The organism is Pseudomonas sp. MS15a(2019) (assembly GCF_013277805.1).
GTDB lineage: Bacteria > Pseudomonadota > Gammaproteobacteria > Pseudomonadales > Pseudomonadaceae > Chryseomonas > Chryseomonas benzopyrenica.
The window spans coordinates 147,264-172,665 of sequence record NZ_VBTN01000005.1 but is presented as its reverse complement, the minus strand read 5'-3'; the positions used below and the strand labels follow the sequence as shown (position 1 = coordinate 172,665).

The window sequence follows — 25,402 nt, the reverse complement described above, 5'->3', positions numbered from 1 at the left end:
GCCCTTTTCCATGACGACGCCAGGATCAGTTGATCTTGGTGCCGTGGGCCTGCTGGTCGGCGTGGTAGGACGAGCGCACCAGCGGACCGGACGCGACATTCTTGAAGCCCATCTTGGCGCCCTCCTCGGCATACCAGGCGAAGGTATCCGGGTGGACGAAGCGCTGCACCGGCAGGTGGTTGCGCGAGGGCTGCAGGTACTGGCCGAGGGTCAGCATGTCGATCTCGTGCTCGCGCATGCGCTGCATGACCTCGATGACTTCCTCGTCGGTCTCGCCCAGACCCAGCATCAGGCCGGACTTGGTCGGCACGTGGGGCACGCGCTTCTTGAAGTTCTGCAGCAGGTCCAGCGACCACTCGAAGTCCGAACCCGGACGCGCGGCCTTGTACAGGCGCGGGACGGTCTCCAGGTTGTGGTTGAAGACATCCGGCGGCTCCTGCTCGGTGATCGCCAGGGCAACGTCCATGCGGCCGCGGTAGTCGGGCACCAGGGTCTCCAGCTGAATGCCGGGGGTCAGCTTGCGGATCTCGCGCAGGCAGTCGACGAAGTGCTGGGCACCGCCGTCGCGCAGGTCGTCGCGGTCCACCGAGGTGATCACCACGTACTTGAGGCCCAGGTCAGCGATGGCCACCGCCAGGTTCTTCGGCTCGTCCACGTCCAGCGGCTTCGGCCGGCCGTGGCCGACGTCGCAGAAGGGGCAGCGCCGGGTGCAGATGTCACCCATGATCATGAAGGTGGCGGTGCCGCCGGAGAAGCACTCGCCCAGGTTGGGGCAGGAGGCCTCTTCGCAGACGCTGTGCAGCTTGTGCTTGCGCAGCAGCTGCTTGATGCGCTCGACCTCGGGGGTGACCGGGATGCGTACGCGGATCCAGTCCGGCTTGCGCGGCAGCTCCTCGGTGGGAATGATCTTTACCGGGATGCGTGCGACCTTTTCGGCACCGCGCAGCTTGACGCCGGCTTCCACCTTGTTGGGGCGGGCGGGCGGGGTAAGGGTCTGGACGCTGTCTTGTACTGTAGTGGTCATGTCAATCCGATTCCAGGGTGATCGGTTCGGGGTAGCCCAGGCGCAGACTCAGGTGACGCACCAGAGACTCGCGGACCTCGTCGAAAGCTAGTGGCCCGGTCACCAGATCGCGGAGCTGGGTCATGGCCAGGCCGGCATAACCGCAGGGGTTGATCCGGCGGAAGGGCGCCAGATCCATGTCAACGTTGAGCGCCAGTCCATGGAAGGAACGCCCATTGCGGATGCGCAGCCCCAGGGAGGCGATCTTGGCGCCATCCACATAGACACCCGGCGCATCGGCCCGGGCCGCGGCCTGCACACCCCAATCGGCGAGCAGCGCGATCAGGCTGTCTTCCATGGCGCTGACCAATTCTCGCACGCCCAGGCCCTTGCGGCGAACATCCAGCAGCACATAGGCGATGAGCTGACCGGGTCCATGGTACGTGACCTGGCCGCCGCGATCGACCTGCACCACCGGAATGTCGCCCACGGCGAGCAGGTGCTCGGGCTTGCCGGCCTGCCCCTGGGTGAAGACCGCAGGGTGCTGCAGCAGCCAGAGTTCGTCGGGGGTGGCCGGGCCGCGCTCGTCGGTGAAGCGACGCATGGCGTCCAGGGTCGCCGCGTAGGGCCGCAGGCCCCAGCGGCGCACGCCCAGGCTGGCCGGGGCGGGAGCGTTCATCAGATCACCATGTGCACGCGGCCGGTGGCGCGCAGGTCCTGGTGGATGGCCTGCAGCTGGTCCACGCCGGTGGCGGTGATGAGCACCTGCACCGAGAGGAAGCGGCCGTTGCGGCTGTCACGGCTCACCAGGGTGCCGCGATCCAGGTCCGGCGCGTGGCGCTGGACGATGTCGAGCACCAGCTCGGCGAAATCGGCACCGGCATCGCCGATCACCTTGATGGGATAGCGCGGGCAGGGAAATTCGATCTTGGGGGGTTGTACGTCTTCGGTCATGCGGACTTCCAGGCCGATCGCGGTCGGCAGGGGGTGAAAGGCCCGCGAGCGCGGGCCTTTCCAGGACAACGGATCAGTTGAACAATCCGTAGAAGAACAGGCGAATGCTATCCCACAGGCGACGGAAGAGGCCACCCTCCTCGACCGGCTGCAAGGCGACCAGGTCGGCGGTGTGCACCACCTTGTCATCCAGCTTCACCTCGACCTTGCCGATCACCTGGCCCTGGGCGATGGGAGCGGTCAGCTGCGGATTGAGCACCATCTCGGCATGCAGCTTCTTGGCCTGGCCACGCGGCAGGGTCATGGTCAGGTCGTTGGCCAGACCGGCCTGGACCTCACGGGCGTCGCCCTTCCACACCGGCGCCTTGGCCAGTTCGGTGCCCTTCTTGTAGAAGGACTGGGTCTCGAAGAAGCGGAAGCCGTAGGTCAGCAGCTTCTGGGTCTCGGCGGCACGGGCCTGTTCGCTGTTGGTGCCGAACACCACGGCGACCAGGCGCATGCCATCGCGAACGGCCGAGGCCACCAGGCAGTAGCCGGCTTCATCGGTGTGGCCGGTCTTCAGGCCGTCGACGGTCTTGTCGCGCCACAGCAGCAGGTTGCGGTTGGGCTGCTTGATGTTGTTCCAGAAGAATTCCTTCTGGGAGTAGATGGCGTAGTGCTGGGCATCGGCGTTGATGATGGCGCGCGCCAGGATGGCCATGTCATGGGCCGAGGAATAGTGGTTCGGATCCGGCAGGCCGGTGGCGTCCATGAAGTGGGTGTTCTGCATGCCCAGCTTCTGCGCGGTGGTGTTCATCATGTCGGCGAAGGCGTCTTCGCTGCCGGCGATGTGCTCGGCCAGGGCGACGCTGGCGTCGTTGCCGGACTGGATGATGATGCCGTGCAGCAGGTCACCGACCGACACCTGGGTGCCGACCTTGATGAACATCCGCGAACCGCCGGTACGCCAGGCGTGCTCGCTGACGGTGACCATGTCCGATTCCTTGATGCGACCCCGGTTGATTTCCAGGGTGGCGATGTAGGCGGTCATCAGCTTGGTCAGGCTGGCCGGCGGCAGGCGCTGGTCGGAGTTGGATTCGGTGAGCACGGCGCCGCTGTTGGCATCCATGAGAATCCAGGCCTTGGCGGCCAGCTGGGGCGCCGCCGGAACCATTGTCTCGGCCGCCCAGACGGCCGGGACACAGGCGATCGTTACTAGGAGGAGCAGGCGTCGAGCGAGTTTTGCGATTGTCATCCGAATCTCTGAAAGGTTGGGGTATGGCAGGAGCAGCGGACCCAGACCGCACGGTCCACGGCGATCCGCGCGAGGCGGATCACGACGGCTGGGGCCGGCGACTGGGCGTCATGAAGCATCCCTGCTTCAATCCGGTTGCACGAGAGACGCCTGACCCAGGCGGGCCACGCGTACGCTGTTCTGGAGCTGGGAGACCTCAGCCGGCTGGACCGGTCCGAGGCGGACCCGATGCAAGGTCTGCTGGTTGCGCACCGTCGAACTGATGAACACCGGGGCACCGGTCAGGTCGCTGAGCTTGTCCTTGAGCAATTCCGCAGCGTCCGGATTGGCGAAGGCCGCCACCTGCAGATAGAGCCCAGCGGCTGGGACAGAAACGTTTTTTTTTGCGTCGACGGCCGCGGGCGTCACCGGCTCGGCGTGCTGGTTGACCGGTGGCGTATAGGTCTCGATGGCGCCGAAGGTCTGGGTCTCGGTGGTCTTCTGGGCCACCGGCGCCTGGCGCGGCTGGGCCAGCACCATGGGCACCGCCTGGCCGCGTTGGGCCCAGTACTGCTGCGGATCTATGCCTTCGACACTGACCCGGGCGGTGCCGATCTCGGCGTAGCCGAGCTTCTTGGCCGCGGCAAAGGACAGGTCGATGACCCGGTCGGAATAGAAGGGCCCGCGGTCGTTGACGCGCAGGATCACGCTGCGGCCGTTGTCCAGGTTGGTGACCCGCACGTAGCTGGGCAGCGGCAGGGTCTTGTGCGCCGCGGTCATGCCATAGAGGTCGTAGGTCTCGCCGTTGGCGGTGGCCTGACCATGGAACTTGGTGCCGTACCAGGACGCGGTGCCGGTCACGCGGTAGTTGCGCGAGTCGGTCAGCGGGAAATAGGTCTTGCCCAGAACGGTGTAGGGATTGTTCTTCAGCGGCCCGTTGTAGGGCATGGGCACGGCGTCGGGAATGCGGCTGACGTCCACGTCCCACCAGGGCGCACCGTCACGGTGCGGACGCAGGTAGCCACCCGGCCCGGCCACACCCTTGCTGGTCGGCTTGGGCGCCTGGCTGGAACAACTCACCAGCAACAGGCCGAGACCCAGGCAGCCGGCCAGGCGCGCCAGGGCAGTCAGACGCATCACGGCTTGGCACCCTCGGCGGCATGGCGCTCGGCGATGGCGTTCGCCAGATCGGTCACCGCCATGGCGTACATGACGCTGCGGTTGTATCGGGTAATGGCGTAGAAATTGGGCAGGCCCATCCAGTACTCCGGTCCCTTGTCTCCGTCGAGGCGGAACGAGGTTACACGCAAATCGTCACGCAGGGCAGGGTCTTGAGCGTTCCAGCCCAGGGCACGCAGCTCGGCGACGCTCTTGACCGGCTCGATCCCGGCCACCACGCCCTCCTCCACCCGCTCGCCGCTGACCTGGGCGCGAATGGCGGTCGGCCCGCGGCCGGACCAGCCGTGGCGCTTGAAGTAGTTGGCCACGCTGCCGATGGCGTCGGTGGGATCGGACCAGATGTTGATGTGGCCGTCGCCATCGAAGTCCACCGCATAGGCGCGGAAGCTGCCCGGCATGAATTGCGGCAGGCCCATGGCCCCGGCATAGGAACCGGTCAGGCTGAGCGGATCGACCTGCTGCTCGCGGGCGAGCAGCAGGAATTCACGCAGCTGGCTGCGGAAGAAGGGCGCGCGCGGCGGATAGTCGAAGGCCAGGGTCGAGAGCGCATCCAGCACCCGGTAGTTGCCGGTATTGCGACCGTAGAAGGTTTCCACGCCGATGATGGCGACGATGAACTGGGCCGGCACGTCGTATTCGCGCTCGGCGCGGGCCAGCGCCTCTTCGTGGGTCTTCCAGAAGTCGACACCCTGGGCGATGCGCCGATCGGTGATGAAGATGGGGCGGTATTCGCTCCAGGGCTTGACCCGCTCGGCCGGTCGCGAGATGGCGTCGAGGATGGCCTGCTTGCGCTCGACTTCGCCGAACAGCGCCTGCAACTGTTCCGGGGCGAAGCCATAGCTCTGACTCATCTCGGCGATGAAGTCGCACGTCAGCGGTGCCGTGTCGTAGTCACCCGCGACGACACCGGTCGTCACGCCCATCGCCGTGGCGAGCCCGAGGCTCTGCAAGCAGCGACGCATCCATCCCATTGTCGGCATCTAACCCTTCTTTGTTGCGTGTTAAACCTGGGCGATCCACTTGCGGTGCGTGTGGATCGACATCAAAACTCCGAACCCGGTGAGCAAGGTGACCACCGAGGTGCCGCCATAACTGATGAATGGCAGCGGGACACCCACCACGGGCAGGAGGCCGCTGACCATGCCGATGTTGACGAAGACATAGACGAAGAAGGTCATGGTCACGCCGCCGGCGAGCAATTTGCCGAACAACGTCTGGGCCTGCACGGTGATGGTCAGGCCGCGACCGATGAGCAGCAGATAGAGCACCAGCAGCAGGCAGACACCGACCATGCCGAACTCTTCGCCGAGGACGGCAATGATAAAGTCCGTGTGACTTTCCGGCAAAAAATCCAGATGAGACTGGGTACCCAGCAGCCAGCCCTTGCCGAACACCCCGCCCGAGCCGATGGCGGCCTTGGACTGGATGATGTTCCAGCCGGCGCCCAGCGGATCCATTTCCGGATCGAGAAAGGTCAGCACGCGGCGTTTCTGGTAGTCGTGCAGCACGAAGAACCACATGGCCACCGCCAAGGGCACCGCAGCGCTCACCGCGCCGATCAGCCAGCGCCACTGCAGGCCGCCGACGAACAGCACGAAGCCACCCGAGGCCAGCACCAGCATGGCGGTACCGAGGTCGGGCTGATCGAGGATCAGCACGAAGGGCACCACCACCAGCGAAAGGCTGATCAGGCTGTGCTTGAAGTTCGGCGGCAGACTGCGCTTGGACAGGTACCAGGCCATCATCATGGGCATCAAGAGCTTCATGAATTCCGACGGCTGGAAGCGGATGACCCCGGGAATGTTGATCCAGCGGGTCGCGCCCATGGCGTTGTGGCCCATGACGTCCACCACCACCAGCAAGGCCACGCCGACCACATAGCCCAGGGGTACCCAGCGCGCCATGAAGCGCGGTTCGAGCTGGGCGACGACGGCCATGGCCACCAGGCCGAGACCAAAGGAGCTGGCCTGCTTGAACAGCAGGTCGAGATTGCGCCCACCGGCGGAATAGAGGACGAACAGGCCGGTCGCGCCCAGCATCAGCAGCAGGATCAGCAGAGGGCCGTCGATGTGCAGGCGCTGCAGCAGGGTAGCCCGCCGCTTCATCACGTCCCCTTCGGGAATGGTGCGATCGAAGTTGGGAGCGAGACTCATGGCTGCACCTTGGTCGCGGCGGCGGTGGCCCCGGCGGTGGTCGGCTTGGCGTACTCGGCCTTGAGATGGCCCTGCTCATCGAGCAGCCAGGCGTCGAGCACCTGACGCACCACCGGGGCGGCCACGCCGCTGCCCGACTCGCCGTTCTCGACCATCACCGCCACGGCGATCTGCGGATTGTCGGCCGGGGCGAAGGCGACGAACAGGGCGTGGTCGCGATGCCGCTCCTTGAGCGCCGCCGAGTTGTACTTTTCGTTCTGGCGAATGGCTACCACCTGGGCGGTACCGCTCTTGCCGGCGATGCGGTACTGGGCACCGACGTTGATCTTGTGCGCGGTACCGCGGGGATTCTGCACCACCATTTCCATGCCGTGGATGGCGCGATCCCAATAGCTGGGATCCTTGAGCTCGATGTCGGGCATGGGATTGCTGTCCACCGGCGGCTGGCCGTCGAGGCTCTTGGCCAGGTGTGGGCGGATCCACTTGCCATGGTTGGCGATCAAAGTGGTGACCTGGGCCAGCTGCAGCGGCGTGGTCTGCATGTAGCCCTGACCGATACCGAGGATCAGCGTTTCGCCGGGGAACCAGGCCTGACGGCGGGTGGCACGCTTCCACTGGCGCGAGGGCATCAGGCCCGGTGCCTCTTCGAACATGTCCAGGGCGACCTTTTGCCCGAGGCCGAACTTGCCCATGTACTCGGAAAGCCGATCGATGCCGATCTTGTGCGCAAGATCGTAGAAATAGGTGTCATTGGATCGCATCAGCGCCATGTCCAGATCCACGTAGCCGTCGCCGCCGTGGTTCCAGTTACGGTACTTGTGATCGTAGTTGGGCAACTCGTAGTAGCCCGGATCGAAGACCCGCGCCTGGGGCGTGGTGGCGCCGCTGTCGAGACCGGCGATGGCCACCGCCGGCTTGATAGTCGAGCCCGGCGGATAGAGCCCGCGCAGCACCCGGTTGTAGAGCGGGCGATCGATGGAGTCGCGCAGCTCGGAATATTCCTTGAAGCTGATCCCGGTGACGAAGGGATTGGGGTCGTAGCTCGGTTGGCTGACCATGGCCAATACCTCGCCAGTCCTGGGCTGGATGGCGACGATGGCGCCACGGCGCCCACCCAGGGCGGCTTCGGCGGCGGCCTGCAGGCGCGAATCTATGGTCAGGACGATGTCCTTGCCCGGCTTGGGGTCGGTGCGATTGAGCACCCGCAGCACCCGGCCGCGGGCGTTGGTCTCCACCTCTTCGTAGCCCACTTCGCCGTGCAGCTCGGGCTCGTAGAAGCGCTCCACGCCGGTCTTGCCGATGTGGTGGGTGCCGCTGTAGTTGACCGGATCCAGGCGCTTGAGCTCCTGCTCGTTGATCCGCCCGACATAGCCCACCGAATGGGCGAAGTGCTCGCCCATGGGATAGTGGCGCACCAGTTGCGCCGTCACCTCGACCCCAGGCAGGCGGAACTGGTTGACGGCGATCTTGGCGATCTGCTCCTCGGTCAGCTCGAACAGCACCGGCACGGGTTCGAAGGGACGCCGGCCCTGTTTCATGCGCTTCTCGAACAGCTCGCGGTCTTCCTCGGTCAGGCCCAGGACCTGCACCAGCGTATCGAGAGTCTGTCGCCAGTTGTCGGCCCGCTCGCGGGTGATGGTCAGGCTGAAGCTGGGACGGTTGTCGGCGACGATGATGCCGTTGCGGTCGTAGATCAGGCCCCGGGTGGGCGGGATCGGCTGGACATGGACCCGGTTGTTTTCCGACAGGGTCGAATGGTAGTCGTGCTGGATGACCTGCAGGTAGTACATGCGCGCCACCAGTACGCAGGCGAGCACGAGAAAGATCACCGCCCCGATCGTCACGCGGGCGCGGACGAGCTGGGCGTCTTTCTCGTGGTCCTTGAGGCGTATGGGTTGCGACATCGCAGGTACGGACTACTTGTGATACGGATGGCCGGCCAATACGGTCCAGGCGCGATAGAGCTGCTCACCGACGAGGATGCGCACCAGCGGATGCGGCAGAGTCAGCGGCGAGAGCGACCAGCGCTGTTCACTGCGGGCCTGCACCTCGGGCGCGAGGCCCTCGGGGCCGCCGACCATGAGGTTGACGGTCCGGGCCTCCAGGCGCCACTGCTGGAGTGTTTCAGCCAATTGCTCGGTGCTCCAGGGCTTGCCGGTGACCTCCAAGGTCACCACGCGCTCGCCCGGCTGCACCTTGGCCAGCATGGCCTCACCCTCCTGGCGGATCAGCCGGGCGACGTCGGCGTTCTTGCCGCGGGTCTGCAGTGGGATCTCGACGAGTTCCAGCGGCAGTTCCGGCGGTAGACGCTTGACGTACTCGTGCCAGCCCTCCTCGACCCAGCGCGGCATGCGCGAGCCGACGGCGATGAGACGCAGGCGCACCGGACTTATTCGCCTTGGGCGGCGCGGCTCTGCTCGGCACCGCGCCAGAGGCGCTCGAGGTCATAGAACTCGCGGGTGGTCGGCAGCATCACGTGGACGACCACGTCGCCCAGGTCCAGCAGCGCCCATTCGCCGCCTTCCAGGCCTTCGCTGCCCAGCGGACGCACGCCCTGCTGCTTGACCTTTTCCAGCACGTTGTCGGCCAGCGACTTGACGTGGCGGCTAGAGGTGCCGCTGGCGATGACCATGATGTCGGTCACGCTGGTCTTTTCCCGCACGTCCAGGGAGATGATGTCCTGGGCCTTCATGTCTTCCAGGGCGGCGATGGCCACCTGGACGAGTTGTTCGCTTTGCATGGTGTAGCTCTTACCTCGGTTCGGAGGACGCCGGATAGAGGCCGTGCGTCCGGATGTAGTCAAGCACGGCATCGGGCACCAGGAAGCGGATGGACTTCCCGGTAGCCAAGAGGCCGCGGATCTGGGTGGCGGACACCGCGAGCGGGTTCTGCCAGATAAAGGTGATCTGCCCGCCCGGCCCCTTCAGGGCCTGGGGATCGGGCTGACTGCGCGCCGCCAGGAAATCACGCAATTCCTGGCAGGGCTCGCTGTCGGCATCGGGTCGTTGCAGGACCAGGATGTGGCACAGCTCCAGCAATTCGCGCCAGCGGTGCCAGCCTGGCAGGCCGCAGAAGGCGTCCCAGCCCAGCATGAGCAACAGCTGCACCTCATCGCCGAGTTCGGCGCGCAGGCTTTCCAGGGTCTCTATGGTATAGGAGTGACGCGTCCGGCGCAGTTCCCGGTCATCGACCACCAGGGTCGCGACGTCGGCCACCGCCAGGCGCACCATCGCCAGGCGATCCTCGGCGGAGACGCTGGGCGCTTCGCGATGGGGCGGCCGGGCGCTGGGAATCAGCCGTAGCTCGTCCAGTGCCAGGGCTTCGGCCACCTCCAGCGCCGCGCGCAGGTGGCCGATGTGCACGGGATCGAAGGTACCGCCGAACAAGCCGATGCGGGTGGGCAGGCTGCTCATCAGCTGCGGACGTGACCGTCGCCGAAGACCACGTATTTCTCGCTGGTCAGTCCTTCCAGGCCCACCGGCCCGCGGGCGTGCAGCTTGTCAGTGGAAATGCCGATCTCGGCGCCCAGGCCGTATTCGAAGCCGTCGGCGAAGCAGGTCGGCGCATTGACCATGACCGAACTGGAATCGACTTCGGCGAGGAAGCGCCGCGAACGGCCGAGATTTTCCGTCACGATCGCATCGGTGTGATGGGAGCCGTAGTGGTTGATATGCTCGATTGCCTGGTCCAGACCCTCGACGATGCGGATCGACAGAATGGGTGCCAGGTATTCGGTGGACCAGTCGGCCTCGGTGGCGGGCAGGGCCTGGATCAGGTCACGCGTACGCTCGCAGCCCCGCAGTTCCACGCCCTTCTCTTCGAAGCGGCGCGCCATGGCCGGCAGGAAGGTTTCAGCGACCTTGGCATCGACCAGCAGCGTTTCCATGGCACCGCAGATGCCATAGCGGTAGCACTTGGCGTTGAAGGCGATGGACTCGGCCTTGGCAAGGTCGGCAGCCTCGTCGACATAGACGTGGCAGATGCCGTCCAGATGCTTGATTACCGGGACGCGGGCATCGTTGCTGATGCGCTCGATCAGATTCTTGCCACCCCGCGGCACGATGACGTCGACAAACTCCGGCATGGTGATCAGGGCGCCGACGGCAGCCCGGTCGGTGGTCTCCACCACCTGGACCGCTGCAGCGGGCAATCCGACCTTCGCCAGGCCCTTCTGAATGCAGGCCGCGATGGCGCGATTGGAGCGAATGGCTTCCGAGCCGCCGCGCAGGATGGTCGCGTTGCCCGACTTCAGGCAGAGACTGGCCGCATCGATCGTCACGTTGGGACGAGATTCATAGATGATGCCGATGACCCCCAGCGGCACGCGCATCTTGCCGATCTGGATACCGGAAGGCCGAGCGCTCAGGTCGCGAACGGCGCCCACGGGATCGGGCAAGGCGGCAACCTGTTTGAGACCGTTGATCATCGCGTCGATCCGTGCCGGCGTCAGCGTCAGCCGGTCCAGCAAGGCCGGCTCGAGTCCCGCCGCTGTGGCCGCGACGACATCCTCGGCATTGGCTGCGACCAACGCCTCGCGATCTTCGCCCAAGGCATCCGCAATGGCGCTCAGCGCCAGGTTCTTCTGGCCAGTGGACGTACGAGCAAGGACCCGCGACGCGGCACGGGCAGCCTGGCCAAGACGGGTCATGTAGGCGGAGACGGACTCGGTCATGGTCGGCGGCCTGCGAAAGACGGTGGGAAAGCCGCAGAGTATAGCGTCGCCGGGCCCTGCGCGGCCAGCGCCGAGGGGCTTGGCCATGGCATTCGCCTGCGCGATTTGGTTGACTCGCCACGGCCTGTCGGGAATCATCCGCGGCTGTATTTGCCGTTCAGCTTGCGTTCAGCTATTCCCTAATAGCCGAAATCGTTCCAGCTCTGCGCCAGGTGCTGCAGCGACGCCTACCAGCCTTCACGGAAAGAACCATGCCCAAGCACCTCACCTTGTCCCTTGGTCTGCTCGCCCTGCTGATCCATGCCGACGCGACCTGGGCCGCCGCTGCCGACGCCGCGCCGACCGCGGCCGCCATCCAGGCCCTGGAAGCCCAGCTGAAGAAGACGCCCCAGGATCCGGATGCCCTGGGCAAGCTGGGCAGTGCCCGCCTGGCGCAGCAGCGCTGGACCGATGCCGAGCAGTTGCTGACCCAGGCCGTACAGAAAGGCGGTAAGACCTGGCAGCCGGCGCTGGACGAGGCGCGCTACCACCACCTGCTGGAACGCGCCCATGCGGCCGAGAACAAGCGCGAGCTGGACCAGGCGCGGGATCTCAGCGTCGAAGCCATCCGGCTGAAGCCCGAAGCGGTCGAGGCGCAGCTGTTCCTCGCCGGCATCCAGAGCCAGAAGCGCCAATGGGAACTGGCCGAGGCCACCTACCGCCAGGTGCTGATGCGCGAGCCGGCCAACGTCGACGCCTACTATGGGCGCATCGCCGCGCTCAACGAGCTGGGCCGCACAGAAGAAGCCCTGCAACTCACCAAGAATCTGCAGCCCAGCGCCAAGAATCAGGTCAAGGGCCTGGATCGCCTGCGCGCCGGCCAGGCCATGCAGGAGGCCGAAGCCGCCGAGGCGCGGGGCGATCTGCAGGGCGCCTCGCGCCTGCTGGAACAGGCCCGCAAGGAAGCCCCGGAAGATCCCTGGCTGCGCCTGGCCCAGGCCCGCCTGGAGGTCCGTCAGGGCCGACCGCGCGCCGCCCGCGATCTGGTGGACAGTCTGGTCAAGGATGGCGCCCAGCGCCCCGAGGTGCTCTATGCCAGCGCCCTGCTGTCCAACGAGCTGGGTGAATACCCGCGCGCCATGCAGACCCTGATGCGCATTCCCCAGGCGCAGCGTTCGCCGGATATGAACGCCCTGGCCGCGCGCATCACCTTCAACGAACAACTGGCCGAGACCGTGGCCCTGGCCAAGCAGGGTCGCCGCGAGGAAGCGCGCAGCCTGATGCAGCGCCTGGAAGCCCGCGCCGGGCGCAATCCGGATCTGATCGGCGATCTGGCCGAGGCCTTCGCCACCGCTGGCGATCCCGAACACGGTCTGGCCCTGCTCAAGCCGATGATCTCCGGCGATACCCGCCCGGCGCCCGCCATGCAGCTGCACTACGCCAGCATCCAGCTACAGCTGAACCAGGACCAGACCGTGGGCAACGTCCTGCGCGACCTGCAGGGCGTGGTACTCGACAGTGGCGAGAAGCAACAGTACGACGACCTCCTCGCCCGCTATCGCATCCGCCAGGCCGATCGCCTCACCGATCAGGGCAAGCTGGCCGCCGCCTACGACACCCTGGCCCCGGCGCTCAAGGCCCGTCCCGACGACAAGGCCGCCCAGGCCGCCCTGGCGCGCATGTACCTGGCCAGTGGCGACACCCAGAAGGCCCGCCAGCTCTATCGCGACGTGCTCAGCGACCAGCCCAAGGACGCCGAACTCTATCTGGGCGCCGCTGAGATCGCCGCCAAGTCCCAGGACAGCGTCACCGCCCGCCAGTATCTGGATCAGGCGGTCAAGCTCGGCCAGAGCGATCCCCAGGTGCTGCGCCGCGCCGCCCTGCTCTATCGCGACATCGGCATGGCCGGTACCGCGACCGGCCTGCTGGAGCAGGTGGTGCAGGTGGAGCGCAAGGATCGCGAATCCGCGGCCCGCGCCGCCGGTGCCAGCGACAATCCCTTCGCCACCCTGCCCGGGCAGACCCGCAGCGATGACGCCCTGGCCGCCGTTCCGGCCGCCGCGGGTGGCAACGCCGGCAGCGCCGACTACGCCTGGAGCGATCCGCTGCAGGCGCAGAAGGCTGCCAACAACCCCTTCAACGACCTGTCCGTGGTACCCACCAGCAGCCTGTCGAGCAGCCTGGCCACCGAGCAGATCCTCGGCCAGTTGCAGCGCGAGCGCAGCATCCGCATCACCCAGGGTCTGAACGTACGCAGCTACGATCCCAGCGGCAGTTCGCGTCAGACCACCGTCAGCGCGCCGCTGGAGATCTCCTTCCCCGCCGGCGACCAGCGCCTGGCCGTGCGCGTCACCCCGACGCGGATCAACGACAGCAGCAGCGAGGGCAGCCAGAAGGAAAACGGCGTGGCGGCATCCATCGCCGTGGAAGACGCCGGGCGCGGCCTCAAGGGCGATATCGGCGTCTCGCCGGTGGGCCTGAGATACAGCACCGTGGTCGGCGGCGCGACCCTGGAACGCCCGCTGAGCAGCCTCAGCGAGAACCTGCTCTATGCCCTGAGCGTGTCGCGGCGTTCGGTGACCGATTCCCTGGCGTCCTACGGCGGCATCCGCGATCCGCGTACCGGCCAGGAGTGGGGCGGCGTCACCGCCAATGGCGGTCTGGCCCGGCTGAGATATGACGACGGGCGCTACGGCTCCTACATCTACGGCGCGGCCCATCGCCTGACCGGCCATGACGTCAAAAACAACGACCGCTTCGAGATCGGCACCGGCGTCTACTACTATCTGCGCAATGGCCCGGACAGCCTGTTCACCGTGGGCCTTTCGGCCACCGCGATCGGCTACGACAACAATCAGAACCACCTGACCTACGGTCATGGCGGTTACTTCAGTCCACAGCGCTACTTCGCCATCGGCGTGCCCCTGGTGTGGGCGCAGCGCGGCGATCTCTGGGCCTATCAGGTGCAGGGCATGCTGGGCGTGCAAACCATTCGCCAGGACGCCGCGGATCGCTATCCCGACGACGCCGCCCTGCAGGCGGCCGCGGAAGCCGCCGGCGAAGGCCAATACGGCAGTAAGAGCAAGACCGGCGTGGCCTACAGCCTCTCCGCGAATGGCGAATACCGCCTCAGCGGGCAGTTCGCCCTGGGTGGTCGTCTGGGCATGGACAATGCCCAGGACGAGCGCGACGTCAACGGCAACCTCTATCTGCGCTACTTCTTCGAAGAGCAGGAAGGCCGACCGCAACTCTCGCGGCCGCAGCCCTACCGTTCGCGCAACGAGGAATAAGCACAAAGGCCCGCACCCGCGGGCCTTTTTCTTGCCCTGCGGCATCCTTCCTTCGCCGCCGAAACGACCGCTCATCCCCACATTCGTCGTCGCTTCGACCGCCCCATCCCTAGGCCGCGCCTTTCGTCCGAACCGCACCAGACATGGCGTTGACGAGGCGTCGAGGTCATCCAACCATTGCCGCAAGACAGGGGCGAATAGCGCAACTATCCGTTCGCTCCGCTGCAATGCCCGCATACGCATTTTCAATTGGTGCGTCACGAATCACGCGTGACAGTATTCGCAAAAATGACGCCTGGTGGCTTTTAGCCATTAATCTGACGTCAAGCATCTGCCCAGCCCTCTCAACCTCCCGGAATTAGCCATGGTCCGTTCGCTGGATATTGCCAATCTGTTCCGCTCCTTCGGCGGTGATCCCCAGCGCTACCAGGAATTCGAGGCGCCCGAAGCGGAGTTGCATGAGGCGATCTCGACGGCTGCGCCGCTGCCGTCCCCACGTGCACCGGTCGAAGCGGTCAGGGCGCTTGCCGAGCCTGTCGTTCAGGCCGAGCCAGGCGAGTTGCCGCCGCTGTCGCGGGAGCTGGCGCAGCTGCACAGCAGCCGCCAGGCCAGCCAGGCAGCTGCTGCGCTGGATCAGGCGCTGAGTCGCTCGCGACCGGCACTGGCCGGTCCGGTGCTGGCACTGACCTCGGCCCGGGGCGGGACCGGCAAGACGGTCATCGCCGCAGGCCTGGCCCAGGCACTGAGCCGCAGCGGCCAGGCGGTGCTGCTGGTGGAGCTGGACAGCCAGAACGTGCTGTCTTCGCTGTTGCTGCAGGAAGCCTCGTCCACCACCGGCTCGATCAGGGCTCCGCTCTCCGCCTGCCTGGCGGTGGACGATCGCCTGCGCCTGGTGCCCTTCGGCGCCCCCGACGACCTGGATCTGCAGGCTTTGGAACGCGCGCTGGCCACCGACACCCAGTGGCTGACGCGGCGCCTGCAGGCACTCGACGTCCCAGCCGACACCCTGGTGATCCTCGACTGCCCCACGGGCTCGACGCCCTTGACTCGTCAGGCGCTGGCCCTGGCCACCCGGGTCCTCGGGGTGACGACCGCGGATGCGACCGGCTATGCCAGTCTGCCGCGCCTCGAACGCCAGTGGCAGCACTGCACCGGCCAGGTCCATCCGCTGCACCTGCTCAACCGGGTCGATCCCGCACGTCCCCTGAGTCAGGACATCGCTGCCATCGTGGCGCACTCCTGGGGCGATCGCCTTCTCGGCGTACTGCCGGAAAGTCCTGACCTGGAGCAGGCACTGGCCTTGGGCCAGGGGTTGGCCAGCGTCCAGGACGCCTGGGCGCACGGCCTCGCCGAGCTGGGCCGGGAATTGCTCGGCGAGCTGCGACCGGCCTTGCGTTACGCGGCGCATTCCTAGCCATGAGCGTTCTCGACCGCCTGGACCAGGTTCGCCAGCGCCGCGCGGCGCGCAGTGCCGACGTCCCGCCCGCAACGCCGGTGGCGCCGCCCTGGCTGCAGCTGCTCGCCTGGACGGCCGCCGCGCTGCTGGGCGCCCTGCTGGTGAGCGTACCCCTGGCGCTGGAAGAGCAGGCGCTGTTCGCCGTCGGCTGCTTCGTCGCGGCCCTGCTGCTGCGCCGGCTGCCCGGGCGGCTGCCGGTGATCGCGCTGATCCTCTTGTCGCTGCTGGCGTCGCTGCGCTACCTCTACTGGCGCCTGACCAGCACCCTGGGCTTCGAGACGCCGCTGGAAATGGTGCTCGGCTACGGGCTGGTGGCCGCCGAGCTCTATGCCCTGGCGGTGCTGGTGTTCGGCTATCTGCAGACCATCTGGCCGCTGCGCCGCACACCGGTGCCGCTGCCGGCCGATCCGGCCGCCTGGCCCACCGTGGACGTCTTCATCCCCACCTACAACGAAGCCCTGAGCATCGTGAAGCTGTCGATCCTGGCGGCCCAGGCCATCGACTGGCCGCGCGACAAGCTCAGGGTGCACGTGCTCGACGATGGCCGCCGCGAGGACTTCCGCCACTTCTGCGCGACCGCTGGCGTCTCCTACCTGGTGCGCGAGAACAACGAGCATGCCAAGGCCGGCAATCTCAACGCGGCGCTCAAGGTGACCGATGGCGAGTACATCGCCATCTTCGATGCCGACCACGTGCCGACGCGCTCCTTCCTGCAGGTCTGCCTGGGCTGGTTCCTCAAGGATCCGCAGCTGGCCATGCTGCAGACGCCGCACTTCTTCTTTTCCCCGGATCCCTTCGAGAAGAACCTCAAGACCTTTCGCACCGTGCCCAACGAGGGCGAACTGTTCTATGGGCTGGTGCAGGACGGCAACGACCTGTGGAACGCCACCTTCTTCTGCGGCTCCTGCGCGGTGATCCGGCGCACCATGCTGGAAGAGGTCGGCGGCGTGGCCACCGAGACGGTGACCGAAGACGCCCACACCGCGCTCAAGCTCAATCGGCTCGGTTACAACACCGCTTACCTGGGCATTCCCCAGGCCGCCGGTCTGGCCACCGAAAGCCTGTCGCGCCATATCGCCCAGCGCATCCGCTGGGCCCGCGGCATGGCGCAGATCTTTCGCATGGACAATCCGCTGCTGGGCAAGGGCCTCGCCCTCGGCCAGCGGCTCTGCTACCTCAACGCCATGCTGCACTTCTTCTATGGTCTGCCGCGCCTGGTGTTCCTCACCGCGCCACTGGCCTATCTGCTGTTCAGCGCGCAGATCTTTCACGCCTCGGCACTGCTGATCACCTGCTATGTGCTGCCCCACGTGCTGCATTCCAACCTGACCAACTCGCGCATCCAGGGCGAATTCCGCCACTCCTTCTGGAACGAGGTCTACGAGACGGTGCTGGCCTGGTACATCCTCAGGCCCACGCTGCTGGCGCTGATCAACCCGCGGCTGGGCAAGTTCAACGTCACCGACAAGGGCGGCATCATCGCCCGCGACTACTTCGACTGGGAGCTGGCACGGCCCTACATCGTGCTGCTGGCGCTCAATCTGCTCGGTCTGGGGGTGGGCATCGGCCGGCTGTTCCTCGGCGATCCCGAAGCGGTGACCACGGTGGCCATCAATCTGGTCTGGACCCTCTACAACCTGGTGATCGCCAGTGCCGCGGTGGCCGTGGCGAGCGAGACGCGCCAGGTACGCGCCGAACCGCGGGTGGCCGCCGCCCTGCCGGCCGGACTCGTCCTCGCCGATGGCAGCCGCCTGGCGTGCACTACCCTGGACTTCTCCCAGAGCGGCGTTGGCCTGCAGCTACCCGAGGGTGTGCAGGTGCCCGAGGGCAGCGCGGTCGAGGTGGAACTCAGCCGCGACGGTCGCAGCCGCCGCTTCCCGGCCACCGTGGCCTTCAGCCGCGCCGGCGCTGTGGGCACCCGCTTCGCCGAGCTCAGCGTCACCGAACAGCGCGAGCTGGTGCGCATGACCTTTTCCCGCGCCGATCTCTGGGCCGCGGCCTGGGGCAATCATCGCCCGGATTCCCTGCTGGGCTCGCTGCGCGAGGTCAGTCTGATCGGCCTGCGCGGCATCGCCGATCTCAATCGCAACGTCTGGCGCCTGAGCCGACCTTCCCGGCGCACGGCGCCCTCCTCTTCCGCCTCCCTGGACCGCCCATGACCGTGTCGCTTCGTCTCGCCCCGCTGCTGCTCGCCACCCTGGGTGCCGCACCCGCCATCACCCTGGCCCAGAGCGCACCCCCGGTGGCCGTGGCCATGGCCGGCAGCGGCTACGACAACAGCTTCAAGCAGCTCGGCGCGGTCTATCCCTTCAATCTGCGCGGCATCGACAGTCGCGACGGGGTCAGCTTCGATATCCGTGCCGACGAGATCGTCAGCGCCGCCAAGGTGACGCTGAACTACACCTATTCCCCGGCGCTGCTGCCGGAGTTGTCCCAGCTCAATGTACTGGTCAACGACGAGGTCGCCGCCAGCATTCCGCTGCCCAAGGAGACCGCCGGCACGCCCCAGACCCGGGTGGTGGATATCCCGCCGCGGCTGATCACCGAGTTCAACCGGTTGAGCATCCAGCTGATCGGCCACTACACCATGCAGTGCGAAGACCCGCTGCACTCCAGTCTCTGGGCCAAGGTGAGCAACGGCAGCCGCCTGGACATCCAGGTCAACCGCCTGGACCTGGCGCCGGATCTGGCGCGCCTGCCGCAGCCGTTCTTCGATCGCCGCGATGCCCGCCCGCTGGAGCTGCCCTTCGTCATCGCCGGAGCGGCGGACAACGGCACCCTGGAGGCCGCCGGCACCCTGTCGTCCTGGTTCAGCGCTCTGGCCAGCTATCGCGGCGCCCGCTTTCCCAGCAGCCAGAGCGCCTTGCCGGCCAAGGGCAATGCGGTGGTGCTGGTCACCAGCGAAGAGCGCGCCAAGACCCTGGGCCTGAGTCTGCCGGCACCGACGGCGGCGCGGGTCGACATCCTGGTCAACCCCTTTGATCCCCAGGGCCAGCTGCTGGTGATCTCCGGGCGCGATGCCAACGAACTCAAGCGCGCCGCGAGCGCCGTGGCCCTGGGTCACCAGACCCTGTCCGGCCAGGGCGTGACCATCGAGACCCTGCAGGCGCTGCAACCGCGCAAGCCCTACGATGCGCCCAACTGGCTGCCCAGCGACCGACCGGTGCGTCTGGGCGAGCTGGCGACGCCCAAGGAGCTCGCCGTCTCCGGCTACGCGCCGGGAACGGTGACCGTGCCGCTGCGACTGCCGCCGGACCTGTTCCTCTGGCGCAACCAGGGGTTGCCGCTGCACCTCAGATACCGCTACACCCCGCAGCCGGTGGCGACCAATTCCTCGCTGCTGGTGAGCTTCAACGACCGCTTCGTGCAGTCCATCCCCCTGCCGTCCCAGGAGCACCTGGACCAGGGCTTGCTGGGTCTGATCAAGGACGAGGAATTGCCCCGCGAGGCCGAGGTGCGGCTGCCACTGGATGGGGAGGCACTGCAGGCCCGCCTGCAATTCCGCTTCATGTACGACTACCTCAAGCAGGGTGAATGCCGCGACGTCATCATCGACAACATGCGCGGCACCCTGGAACCGGACTCGACCCTGGATCTGTCCGGCTATCGGCACTTCATCGCCCTGCCCAATCTGGGCGTGTTCAAGGACAGCGGCTTTCCCTTCACCCGCCTGGCGGATCTGAGCGAAACCGCGGTGATCCTGCCCGATGCGCCCAGCGCAGCGGAGATCGACAGCTACCTGAACGTGCTCGGCCGCTTCGGCAGTTCCACCGGCTATCCCGCCACCGCGGTCACCGTGGCCCGCGCGGGCGAGGTCGAGGGTCTGGCCGACAAGGACCTGCTGCTGATCGCCAGCGGCGCCGACCAGCCGCTGCTGCAGCGCTGGGCCGCCCAGTTGCCGGCCGGCTTCGCCGGCAACAGCCAGCGCTTCGAGGTTTCCGACCTAGCGTTCAAGGTGCGCCAGTGGTTCAGCAGTGACAACGCGGTCAGCCTGGCGCGCAGCCGCGCGGCCCTGAGTGCCAGTGGCGGTGCCGGCACGGCCTTCGTCGCCGGCTTCGAATCGCCGCTCAGGAGCGGTCGCAGCGTGGTGGCCCTGGTCGCCGCCCGCCCCGAAGGTCTGGCCGACATCAGCCGCGCCCTCACCACCCGGGAAGACTATGCCCAGGGGCTGCAGGGCAGCCTGGCCATAGTGCGTGGCCAGCAGGTGCAGAGCCTGGTGGCCGACGAGACCTATCACATCGGTAGCCTGGGGCCGCTGCTCTATGTCCGCTGGCAACTGGCTCGCCACCCGCTGTTGATGCTGGGCTTGAGCGCCCTGGGCGTGGCCTTGCTGGCCGGCCTGCTCTATGCGGCGCTGCGTGCCCGTGCCCGTCAACGGCTGGAGCGCTAGACCATGATCCGCACGCCACTGTTGGCTACCCTGCTGACCGGTCTCCTGCTGCCGCCGCTGGCCCTGGCGGCCGGCACGCCCGAAGCGCTGCTCATCGAGCAGGGGCATTTCTGGCAGGCACGCAAGAACGCGCCCCGCGCCCAGGAGACCTGGAACAAACTGCTCGAACTGGATGCGCAGCAGCCCGAGGCGCTCTACGGCCTGGGCCTGATCGAGGTACAGGCCGACCGGCTGTCGGCGGCCCAGGCCTATCTGCGCCGCCTGCAGGCGCTCAAGCCCCTGCCCCAGCAGGCCTTGCAACTGGAACAGGACATCGCCCTGGCCAGTGGCGACAATCCGCAGCGCCTGGTGGATGCCCGCCAGTTGGTCAGCGAAGAAAAGCCCCTGCCGGCCCTGGCGCTCTATCGCCAGCTGTTTGGCGGTCGGCTGCCCCAGGGCGATCTGGCGCGGGAGTACTACGACATCCTCGCCTATACCCCCAATGGCTGGCAGGAAGCGGGTCCAGGCATCGAGCGCCTGCGCAAGCTGCAACCTGCCGACCCGGCGCTGATGCTGATCCAGGCCAAGCACCTGGCGCGTTTTCCGGCCAGTCGCAGCCGTGGCATCCAGGCCCTGGCCGATCTCAGCACGCGTAAGGACATCGGCGGCGAGGCCGCTGAGTACTGGCGCCAGGCCCTGGTCTGGAGCGGTCCGCCCGGTCCGGCCGAGGTGCCGCTGTTCGAGGCCTATCTACGCCAGCATCCCGACGACGCCGAGTTGCGCGCCCAGCTGGAAAAGGGCCGTGCCCTGAATCGCAGCGGCGGTCTGGATCCGCAACTGGCCCGCGGCATCGAGGCCTTGCGCCGCAATGAGCTGGGCGCTGCCGAAGAGGCCTTCCAGGCACGGCTCAAGACGGCACCTAACGACGCCAACGCCCTGGGCGGACTGGGCATCGTCCGCCAGCGCCAGGAGCGCTTCAGCGACGCCGAGGACCTCTTGAGCCGCGCCAGCCGCCAACCGGGCGGGGCGCGCTGGCAGGCGCCCCTGGCCGAGGTGCGCTACTGGGCGCTGCTCGCCCAGGCCCGTCAGGCCCAGCAAACCAACGACTTCACTACCGCTCGCGCCCGCGTGGAGCAGGCGCTGCGGCTGGACGCCAAGCGCCCCGAGGCACCGCTGGCCCTGGCCGGACTCCAGGCCCAGACCGGGCAGCTGGACGCCGCCGAGGCCGGTTATCGGCGGATCCTGCAGCAGGATCCGCGCAATCTGGAAGCCCGCCGGGGCCTGATCGACCTGCTGGCCGAGAGCGACCGTCCGGCCGAGGCCCTGCGCCTGCTCGACACCCTGACCCCGGCCGAGCGCGCCAAGCTCGGCAATCTGGATCGGCTCAAGGCCACCCAGGCCCTGCAGGAAGCCAAGCTGGCCGAAGGTCGTGGCGATCTTCAGGGCGCCCGGCGCGCCCTGGAAGACGCCCGACGCGCCGATCCGGACGACGTCTGGACACTGCTCGCCCTGGCCCGCCTGCAGCTGCGCCAGGGCCAGACCCAGGCGGCCCGCCAGACCCTGGACAGTGGCCTAGCCAAGGATCCCCAACGCCCCGAGGCGCTCTATGTCCGCGCCCTGTTCGCCCTGGAGCAGCAGGATCCCGCGGCGGCGCGCGAGCTGCTCGGGCGCATCCCGTCGGCCCAGCGCACTCCGGCCATGAACGGCCTGGCCACCGATCTCGACTTCGATGCCAGGGTAAGCGCCGCTCGCGACCTAGCCCGCCGCGGCCAGCAGCAGGCCGCACGCCGCCAGCTGGCGGCCCTGGAGCCGCAGGCCGGCGAGCGCGCCGCGGCCCTGGGTGGTCTGGCAGCGGCCTATGCCGAGGCCGGCGATCCCGAACGCGGTCTGCGCCTGCTGCGCGATGTCCTGGCCCGCGAACGCACGCCCGATCCCGCCCTGCGCCTGCAATATGGCGAGGTGCTGCTGCGCAGTGGCGCCGACGACGAGGTCAACGCCCTGCTGCACGACCTCCAGGGGCAGCGCCTGAGCGCCGCGCACCGTCAGGGCTATGAAGACCTGCTCTATCGCTATCGGGTGCGCCAGGCCGACCAGCTGCGCGAGCGCGGCGATCTGGTCACCGCCTACGACACCCTCGCGCCAGCCCTGGCCCAGCGCCCGGACGATGACCTGGCCAATGCCGCCCTGGCGCGGTTGTACCTGGCCAATGGTGAGGCCGACAAGGCGCTGCGCCTCTATGAGCCCCTGTTGCGCCGCGCGCCCGACAATCCCGGGCTGCAACTGGGCGCGGCCGATGCGGCCGTGCGGGCCCGTGACAGCGCCTATGCCGAACGCGCCCTCGAACGCGCCGTCACCCTGGGCGCCGATGACGTGGCGGTGCTGACCGAGGCCGCACGTCTCTATCGCGCCCTGGGCCGCGATGGCCGGGCCACCGAACTGCTGCGCCAGGTGGTCGCGGTGGAGCGCCGCGACGCCGAGACCGCGCGGCCCCTGGCCAGCGCGCCGGCCAATCCCTTCGGCACGCGGCGCGGCAGCGCCACCCTGGCCAGCCAGGCCATTCCGCCCACTGCCGACCAGTTGCTGGCGGCGGCCAAGGCCGCACCCCTGGCGGACGCGCCCGTGGCCCCGCAGGACAGCGCCGCCGAGCGCGCCCTGGACGACCTGTTGCAGACCCGCAGTGCGCGCATCACCCAGGGCCTCACCGTGCGCAGCAACGACAACGAGCGCGGCCTCGGCAAGCTCACCGACGTGGAGGCGCCGCTGGAGATCGACTTCCCGCTGGGCGACGTGCGCCTGGCCGTGCGGGTGACCCCGGTCAGCCTGAACGCCGGCAGCGTCGGCAGCGACGCCCGCAGTCGCTTCGGTGGCGGTCCGGCCGCGACCCAGGCCGCGCCGGATGCCTCGCCGGGCAGCCAGAGCGACAGCGGCGTGGGCCTCGCGGTGGCCTACAGCGATCCCCAGCGCGGTCTCAAGGCCGACGCTGGCACCACCCCCCTGGGCTTTCTCTATTCGACGCCAGTGGGAGGGGTGAGCCTGGAGCGGCCGCTGACCGATAACAGCCGCTACACCCTCTCGGCCTCGCGCCGCGCGGTGATCGACAGCCTGACCTCCTTTGCCGGCAGCGAGGACGCCCGTACCGGTCAGCAATGGGGCGGCGTGACCGCCAACGGCGTACGCGGCCAGCTCGGTTATGACGACCGCCAGTTCGGCGCCTATGCCTATGCTTCCTGGTACCGGCTGCTGGGCAACCATGTCGCCGACAATAGCCGCACCGAATTGGGCACCGGGCTGTATCGCTATCTGATCAACAGCGAAGACAGCCGCCTGACGCTGGGCCTGTCCCTCACCGGCATCGCCTACGACAACAACCAGGCCTTCTTCACCTACGGCCATGGCGGCTACTTCAGTCCGCAGCGCTTCTATGCCCTGGGCGTGCCCCTGACCTGGTCGCAGCGTACCGATCGCTGGACCTGGCAGCTGCGCGGCGCGGTAGGCGTGCAGCGCATCGTGCAGGACGGCGCCGACTTCTATCCGACCGACGCCCGGCTGCAGGCCGCGGCGAGCCAGGCGCTCGGCGCCCCGGCGGTCTATGGCGGCCAGAGCAAGACCAGTATCGGCTACAGCCTCCATGGCGCCACCGAGTACCAGCTCGGGCGCCAGCTGTTCGTTGGCGGCAACCTCGGCGTCGACAACGGCCGCGATTTCCAACAGCTCAATGGCGGCCTCTATCTGCGCTATACGCTGGATCCCCAGGACCGTGCACTCGCCCTGCCGGTCAGTCCCTATCGTTCCCCCTACGACAACTGATTCACGGAGCTCCCATGGCAGCCAGCCTTCTCACCGGACTTACCATTCTCATGATCGGCGACAGCCACCTGGCCACCCCCGACTACCTGATCGGCGCCCTGCAGGACAGCCTGGTGCAGCAAGGCGCCAAGGTGCACACCCTGGGTATCTGCGGCACCAACGCCGGCGACTGGCTCAAGGTCACCCCTGGCACCTGCGGCGGCGCCGAGCGGCGCAACGGCGACAAGGCCGTGGTGCTCGGCGGCAAGGCCGCCACCCAGCCGATCAACGAACTCATCGCCGCCGACAAGCCCGACCTGGTGCTGATCGTCATGGGCGACACCATGGCCAGCTACACCAACCCCAGCTTTCCCAAGACCTGGGTCTGGCAGCAGACCACCAGCCTGACCAAGGCCATCGCCGCCACCAAGACCCACTGCGCCTGGGTCGGCCCGACCTGGGGCACCGAGGGCGGCAAATACGGCAAGACCTTCGACCGGGTCAAGCTGATGTCCGGCTTCCTCGCCAGCAACGTCGCACCCTGCAGCTACATCGACTCCCTGAGCTTCGCCAAGCCCGGTCAGTGGGCCACCATCGACGGCCAGCACCTCACCGGCCCGGGCTACAAGTCCTGGAGTTCGGCCATCGTCGACGCCCTGAACAAGCTGCCCGCCGACAAACTCAAGGGAGCCGCCCAGTGAAGGCCCTGCTGCTGCTCGGCCTGCTAGTGAGCGGGATGGCCCAGGCCGAGGTGTCCCTCTATCCCACCGGCCCCAGCGAAGACTCGGCTTTCCTCAGATTCGTCAACGCCGGCAGCGAGCCGCTGGCGCTACAGGCCTCCGGCTCCGCCGCACGGCTCCAACTGGAAGCCGCCAAGCCGGTCTCCGACTACCTGACGGTGCCGGCGACCAAGGCCATCCAGGGTGAACTGGTCCAGGGCGCGGCCAAGGCCCCGCTGGAGCTGACCGTGGCCGCCGGTGAATTCGCCACCCTGGTAGTTCTGCCCGGCAGCCCGCTGGTGCAGCGCCTGGTGCGCGAGCAACCCGACGACTTCAACGCCCTCAAGGCCTCGCTGGCCTTCTACAGCCTGGATCCGCAGTGCGCGAGCCCGGGGCTGCAGGCGGCCGGCCGCAATGCCGAGATCTTCAAGAACGTCGCTGACGGCACCCTCCAGCGCCGCAGCCTCAACGCCGTGGCGCTCAAGGTGCAGCTGACCTGCGCCGGCCAGGCCACCGGTGACGCCCTGGACCTGGGCGAACTCAAGGCCGGCGAGCGCTACAGCGTGCTGCTGCTGCCCGGCGCCGCGGGTCCGCGGTTGCTCGCCACCCAGGACGCTATCGCCCACTAA

General features: G+C 67.6%; 19 protein-coding genes. 7 read left to right on the top strand and 12 right to left on the bottom strand.

Annotated features, from left to right (window positions below; translation table 11 throughout):
* Positions 1 to 25: 25 nt before the first annotated feature.
* The 12 genes from lipA to FEZ61_RS09535 all read right to left on the bottom strand — a co-directional run bounded on the left by lipA (position 26) and on the right by FEZ61_RS09535 (position 11,174).
* Positions 26 to 1,024 carry a lipoyl synthase gene (gene lipA, locus FEZ61_RS09590; RefSeq protein WP_017642509.1) on the bottom strand — a complete coding sequence of 333 codons (999 nt, stop codon included), beginning with the start codon at positions 1,022 to 1,024 and terminating at the stop codon, positions 26 to 28.
* Position 1,025: 1 nt separating this feature from the next.
* A complete protein-coding gene (gene lipB / locus FEZ61_RS09585; RefSeq protein WP_173148409.1) occupies positions 1,026 to 1,682 on the bottom strand; it encodes a lipoyl(octanoyl) transferase LipB in 657 nt (218 codons plus the stop codon).
* Positions 1,682 to 1,957 carry a DUF493 domain-containing protein gene (locus FEZ61_RS09580; protein ID WP_017642511.1) on the bottom strand — a complete coding sequence of 92 codons (276 nt, stop codon included), beginning with the start codon at positions 1,955 to 1,957 and terminating at the stop codon, positions 1,682 to 1,684. The genes lipB and FEZ61_RS09580 overlap by 1 nt, the downstream gene beginning before the upstream one ends.
* Before the next feature lie 73 nt (positions 1,958 to 2,030).
* Positions 2,031 to 3,191, bottom strand: coding sequence for a D-alanyl-D-alanine carboxypeptidase family protein (locus FEZ61_RS09575; protein WP_026084012.1), 1,161 nt, complete (start codon positions 3,189 to 3,191; stop codon positions 2,031 to 2,033).
* 126 nt (positions 3,192 to 3,317) lie between these two features.
* A complete protein-coding gene (locus FEZ61_RS09570; RefSeq protein ID WP_037007194.1) occupies positions 3,318 to 4,307 on the bottom strand; it encodes a septal ring lytic transglycosylase RlpA family protein in 990 nt (329 codons plus the stop codon).
* Positions 4,307 to 5,272, bottom strand: coding sequence for a lytic murein transglycosylase B (mltB, locus tag FEZ61_RS09565; protein WP_242455131.1), 966 nt, complete (start codon positions 5,270 to 5,272; stop codon positions 4,307 to 4,309). The genes FEZ61_RS09570 and mltB overlap by 1 nt, the downstream gene beginning before the upstream one ends.
* 78 nt (positions 5,273 to 5,350) lie before the next feature.
* A complete protein-coding gene (rodA, locus tag FEZ61_RS09560) occupies positions 5,351 to 6,454 on the bottom strand; it encodes a rod shape-determining protein RodA (protein WP_085984320.1) in 1,104 nt (367 codons plus the stop codon).
* Positions 6,455 to 6,498: 44 nt separating this feature from the next.
* Positions 6,499 to 8,406: a penicillin-binding protein 2 gene (mrdA, locus tag FEZ61_RS09555; RefSeq protein WP_173148405.1), complete on the bottom strand. Its 1,908-nt coding sequence runs from the start codon at positions 8,404 to 8,406 to the stop codon at positions 6,499 to 6,501.
* Between the two features lie 12 nt (positions 8,407 to 8,418).
* Positions 8,419 to 8,886, bottom strand: a complete 468-nt coding sequence (gene rlmH, locus FEZ61_RS09550) for a 23S rRNA (pseudouridine(1915)-N(3))-methyltransferase RlmH (protein WP_007159668.1) — start codon at positions 8,884 to 8,886, stop codon at positions 8,419 to 8,421.
* A gap of 5 nt (positions 8,887 to 8,891) precedes the next feature.
* Positions 8,892 to 9,242, bottom strand: a complete 351-nt coding sequence (gene rsfS / locus FEZ61_RS09545) for a ribosome silencing factor (protein WP_017642516.1) — start codon at positions 9,240 to 9,242, stop codon at positions 8,892 to 8,894.
* 10 nt (positions 9,243 to 9,252) lie between these two features.
* On the bottom strand, positions 9,253 to 9,915 hold the full coding sequence (gene nadD, locus FEZ61_RS09540) for a nicotinate-nucleotide adenylyltransferase (protein WP_017642517.1): 663 nt from the start codon (positions 9,913 to 9,915) through the stop codon (positions 9,253 to 9,255).
* Positions 9,915 to 11,174: a glutamate-5-semialdehyde dehydrogenase gene (locus FEZ61_RS09535; protein WP_026084015.1), complete on the bottom strand. Its 1,260-nt coding sequence runs from the start codon at positions 11,172 to 11,174 to the stop codon at positions 9,915 to 9,917. The genes nadD and FEZ61_RS09535 overlap by 1 nt, the downstream gene beginning before the upstream one ends.
* Positions 11,175 to 11,425: 251 nt before the next feature.
* Between FEZ61_RS09535 and FEZ61_RS09530 the strand changes: the two genes are divergently transcribed.
* From FEZ61_RS09530 to FEZ61_RS09500, 7 genes are all read left to right on the top strand, one after another.
* Entirely contained in the window at positions 11,426 to 14,443 is a 3,018-nt protein-coding gene (locus FEZ61_RS09530) for a cellulose biosynthesis protein BcsC (protein ID WP_173148403.1), read from the top strand.
* A gap of 364 nt (positions 14,444 to 14,807) precedes the next feature.
* Positions 14,808 to 15,857: a cellulose synthase operon protein YhjQ/BcsQ gene (locus FEZ61_RS09525; protein ID WP_173148401.1), complete on the top strand. Its 1,050-nt coding sequence runs from the start codon at positions 14,808 to 14,810 to the stop codon at positions 15,855 to 15,857.
* A gap of 2 nt (positions 15,858 to 15,859) precedes the next feature.
* The gene (bcsA, locus tag FEZ61_RS09520) at positions 15,860 to 18,058 is read left to right on the top strand and encodes a UDP-forming cellulose synthase catalytic subunit (protein ID WP_173148399.1); all 2,199 of its coding nucleotides are present in this window, start codon (positions 15,860 to 15,862) and stop codon (positions 18,056 to 18,058) included.
* Complete coding sequence (bcsB, locus tag FEZ61_RS09515) at positions 18,055 to 20,289, top strand: cellulose biosynthesis cyclic di-GMP-binding regulatory protein BcsB (RefSeq protein WP_173148397.1); 2,235 nt, start codon at positions 18,055 to 18,057, stop codon at positions 20,287 to 20,289. Before bcsA ends, bcsB begins: the two co-directional genes overlap by 4 nt.
* Before the next feature lie 3 nt (positions 20,290 to 20,292).
* Positions 20,293 to 24,075, top strand: coding sequence for a cellulose biosynthesis protein BcsC (locus FEZ61_RS09510; RefSeq protein ID WP_173148395.1), 3,783 nt, complete (start codon positions 20,293 to 20,295; stop codon positions 24,073 to 24,075).
* Between the two features lie 14 nt (positions 24,076 to 24,089).
* The gene (locus FEZ61_RS09505; protein WP_017642524.1) at positions 24,090 to 24,755 is read left to right on the top strand and encodes a cell division protein FtsQ; all 666 of its coding nucleotides are present in this window, start codon (positions 24,090 to 24,092) and stop codon (positions 24,753 to 24,755) included.
* 35 nt (positions 24,756 to 24,790) lie between these two features.
* Positions 24,791 to 25,402, top strand: a complete 612-nt coding sequence (locus FEZ61_RS09500) for an alginate O-acetyltransferase AlgF (protein ID WP_051226201.1) — start codon at positions 24,791 to 24,793, stop codon at positions 25,400 to 25,402.